This window comes from Bacillus sp. LL01, assembly GCF_001037965.1.
The window spans coordinates 1-3,760 of record NZ_LFEL01000215.1 but is presented as its reverse complement, the minus strand read 5'-3'; the positions used below and the strand labels follow the sequence as shown (position 1 = coordinate 3,760).

General features: G+C 44.4%; 3 protein-coding genes. 2 read left to right on the top strand and 1 reads right to left on the bottom strand.

The genetic code is table 11. The features are described 5' to 3' along the window. The first annotated feature begins 441 nt into the window (after positions 1-441). Both AB685_RS28200 and AB685_RS28195 read left to right on the top strand, forming a co-directional pair. Entirely contained in the window at positions 442-2,103 is a 1,662-nt protein-coding gene (locus AB685_RS28200; protein ID WP_047973921.1) for a DASS family sodium-coupled anion symporter, read from the top strand. A gap of 109 nt (positions 2,104-2,212) precedes the next feature. After that, entirely contained in the window at positions 2,213-2,875 is a 663-nt protein-coding gene (locus AB685_RS28195; RefSeq protein WP_047973920.1) for a glycoside hydrolase domain-containing protein, read from the top strand. A 286-nt stretch (positions 2,876-3,161) separates the two neighbouring features. Here AB685_RS28195 and raiA read toward each other — a convergent pair whose 3' ends face one another. Beyond that, positions 3,162-3,719: a ribosome-associated translation inhibitor RaiA gene (gene raiA / locus AB685_RS28190; RefSeq protein ID WP_047973919.1), complete on the bottom strand. Its 558-nt coding sequence runs from the start codon at positions 3,717-3,719 to the stop codon at positions 3,162-3,164. Positions 3,720-3,760: the final 41 nt, after the last annotated feature.

Here is a 3,760-nt window from a genome sequence, read left to right as displayed (position 1 = left end):
GTATCGTTACGTAAATACCTGCAGTACTTAACCGATTCAGACATCTTACTGTTCGACGTTGATTACCAACGGACAGGACGACCTCTTCATCAATATAAACTCACTCACCCGGGGTACGATTACGTCATTGATATTTTAAATGAAGAGAAATAAGCTACCGAGCGTTTTCGGTAGCTTTTTAGCGCTCTGTTGACTGAGCGCTCAATTGCTAGATTCAGGCGAACTCAGACGTTTTTCGGTCGAAATAACATTTAATCGGGCGAAACAAAAGATTATTCAGGCAAACGCTAACAATTTATGGAATTCACTTCTAAAAAGAACTCCCCTTCCGCTTTCTTTAGTTACAAAAGCCTGCATTAAAGTTACTAAAGCTGTACTATAAGACTCGAATGATTCAGAATATAAAGAAAGAAACCGCTTTCAGAGAGGGAGGCTTATGAGATGAAAACAACAGTAACTAATGTTTGGAACGGCCTGTGGCACTCACATCGTCAAACGAAAAATCTACTTAATGTCTTTTCTTATCAAAAAGGATCGGCTGCCAAAGCAGCCAAGTCTAGTGCACATAGTGCGAGTCCTACAAACAACTCGACTCCACCACAAGATCAAGAACCTAAACAATCGTATTCAAAATCGCAGTTAATCGGTCTTATTTTAGGACCAGCCTTATTTCTATTAACCATTTTATTTTTCTCACCAGAAGGGCTAAGCTTTGAAGCAAGAGCCGTGCTTGCGATCACATTATGGGTGGCGACCTGGTGGATTACAGAAGCAATTCCTATTCCAGCAACATCGATTCTACCAATTTTCTTGCTGCCGATAACCGGAGCACTTGACGGTGGAACAGTTACCTCCGCCTATGGTGACGACATTATCTTCTTATTCTTAGGAGGTTTCTTCATTGCCACTGCAATGGAAAAATGGAATCTTCACAAACGGATGGCTCTTGCTATTATTGCGTTTATCGGGACAAGCACCCAACGCATTCTTCTCGGCTTCATGATTGCTACTGCCTTTTTATCCATGTGGGTATCAAACACAGCAGCCGTTATGATGATGGTACCGATGGGGCTTGCGATCACAGCTCAAGTTGCCGCAGCTCTTAAAGGCAAACCAGAAGAACGTGATTTACCTAAATTTGAAAAAGCTCTTATTTTCGGGGTTGGATATGCCGGAACAATCGGGGGGCTTGGTACATTAATCGGGACACCTCCAAACATCATCTTAGCTGCACAAGCTCAGCAATTATTTGATGTTGAAATCTCATTTGCAAGATGGATGATGGTCGGGGTTCCAGTCGTTATTCTTTTACTCTTTATTGCATGGATGTATCTTGGACGTATGGCATTTAAAATGAGCATTAAAGGACTTCCAGGGGGCAAAGATTTAATCCAGGGCGAACGCAGTAAGCTTGGAACGATTTCATTCGAAGAAAAAGCAGTTGCTGGAGTATTCTCCTTTGCTGCATTTATGTGGATCACCCGCGATTTCATCTGGGTTGATTTCGTTCCAGAAATACGCGATGGAATGATCGCTGTTTTTGCCGCTGTAATGCTATTTGTTATCCCTACACAGCGTAAATTTGGTTCCCGCATTTTAGAATGGAAAGACTCACGTGATATTCCGTGGGGCGTACTGCTTCTATTTGGTGGTGGTCTGGCGATCGCTGCTGGTTTTAGAGAAACAGGTTTATCTGACTGGATGGGTACACAGCTGACGGTACTCGATGGCTTACATCTCATCGTGATGATTACCGCTGTAGCTCTATTCGTTCTTTTCTTAACAGAAATTACATCAAACACAGCTACAGCCACCATGATTATCCCAGTTGTAGCGTCATTAGCACTTGCGTTGAACATCCACCCATTTGCATTAATGATTCCTTGTGCGATGGCTGCTAATTGTGCATTCATGCTACCAGTTGGTACACCACCAAATGCGATCATTTTCGGTACGGGTAAGTTGAAAATTATAGAGATGGTGCGTGTTGGGTTCTTAATTAACCTAATTGCTGCTTTCCTGATCGTTCTTGCCGTGTATTTCATGGTTCCATTATTCTGGGGTATTGACCTTAACGTTGTACCATCAGAATTCAGTTTATAAGATTAAGAGGAAATCGTCTTTTATAGGCGGTTTCCTCTTTTTTTCGTTTAGACATCCTTCCAACTACACCCATCTTGCATATCGTGGCTATAAAGGAGGAGGTCATTACATGTATCGAAATCGACGCAGTATAAATTGGGGGGTAGATTCGGCCGCAGCTGTCACACAAGAGTTGTATGAGTGCGTAACCTCCTCGTACGGACAGCCGGATTTTTGGGGCCGCTACCTGACCACCATTGAAAATGTGAGTGATGGGCTGACACCGGAAGAAATACGCTATATCCGCGATCAAGGCATGAAGATTATGCCTATCTATAACAATTTCAGTGACGCAGTCGGCGAACGTGCCGGTGGAGTCGCCGCACGTAACGCCGTTTTCCAAGCAAGACGCCTTGGCATTGGTGAAGGTAGCTTTGTGTTTGCTAATATTGAAAACTTCTTCAACGTCGATGCTGCCTGGATCACAGCCTGGGTAGAAGCCTTCTATACGAGCCCGTACCGCCCCGGCTTCTATGGTGACCCRGTGGAAGGAGGCTTTAATGCAGCGTACTGCGAGGCAGCTGCAGCGAGTGAAAACGTCACCCAGCAAGCGGTTATTTTCAGTGCAGAACCAGAGCCCGGAACAAGTCCGAAAAACCGCATCCCACGCTACAACCCAGCACGCCCGGATTGCGATRCCAATGTATGGGCGTGGCAATACGGCCGCGACTCGGAAGTATGTCCCATTGATACGGTGCTGATGGAGACGAGACTCTACGAGGCGTTGGGGTAGAGCACCATCTTTTGCGAGGTGCTCGTTTATATGCGAAGCGAAGCGTCCATATGCGGAGCGCACAGAGACCGGCGCTCGCTCATAAATCGAGAATAGCGCTCATATGTGGCGCGCTTCCGCTCATATGGGCAGCTCGTTCGCTCATAACTGCGTGATTGCGCTCATATCAGGTCCCCCTTCGCTCATTTATCAGAAATTGCGCTCATAACTACTCTCATCGGGGCCTAAAAACATGACAACAAACAAAAGGAGCACAGCATCTGCTGCACTCCTTTTAAGCATATTCTTAAGCTTCTGGCTCGATTAAACCGTATTTACCATCTTTACGACGATAGACTACGCTTGTGTCGCCATTTACTGCATTTGAGAAGACGAAGAAGTTATGGCCTAACATATCCATTTGCAAAATCGCTTCCTCGGCATCCATCGGTTTCAAATTGAAGCGCTTTGTACGAACCACTTCAAGCTCGCCATCCTCTGGTTCTGGCTCTTCCTGCTCAAGAGGTTCTAACTCGTTCTTGAACATATATTTTAAGCTTCCTTCTTGTCGGAACTTACGATTTACTTTTGTTTTGTGCTTACGAATTTGTCGTTCAAGCTTTTCAATCACCTTATCAATTGCCGCGTACATATCAGTGTGGGTTTCTTCACCACGTAATAGTAGTTGAGGCATTGGAATGGTAACCTCGATAATGTGTTGGCTATTAAGCACTTGCATCTTTACATTTACATCTGCTACTGGTGTTGTGTCAAAATAGCGCTCTAGCTTACCAACCTTTTTCTCAACATAGTCGCGTAATGCTGGAGTTACTTCGATGTTTTCGCCACGAATATTGTAATTCATAAAGAACTCCTCCTTTTCTATGTACTTAATATTCTATATAC

Excerpts from the sequence above, each read along its gene's own strand:
- AB685_RS28200 (WP_047973921.1), top strand. The coding sequence starts at position 442 with ATGAAAACAACAGTAACTAATGTTTGGAACGGCCTGTGGCACTCACAT.
- raiA (WP_047973919.1), bottom strand. The coding sequence starts at position 3,719 with ATGAATTACAATATTCGTGGCGAAAACATCGAAGTAACTCCAGCATTA.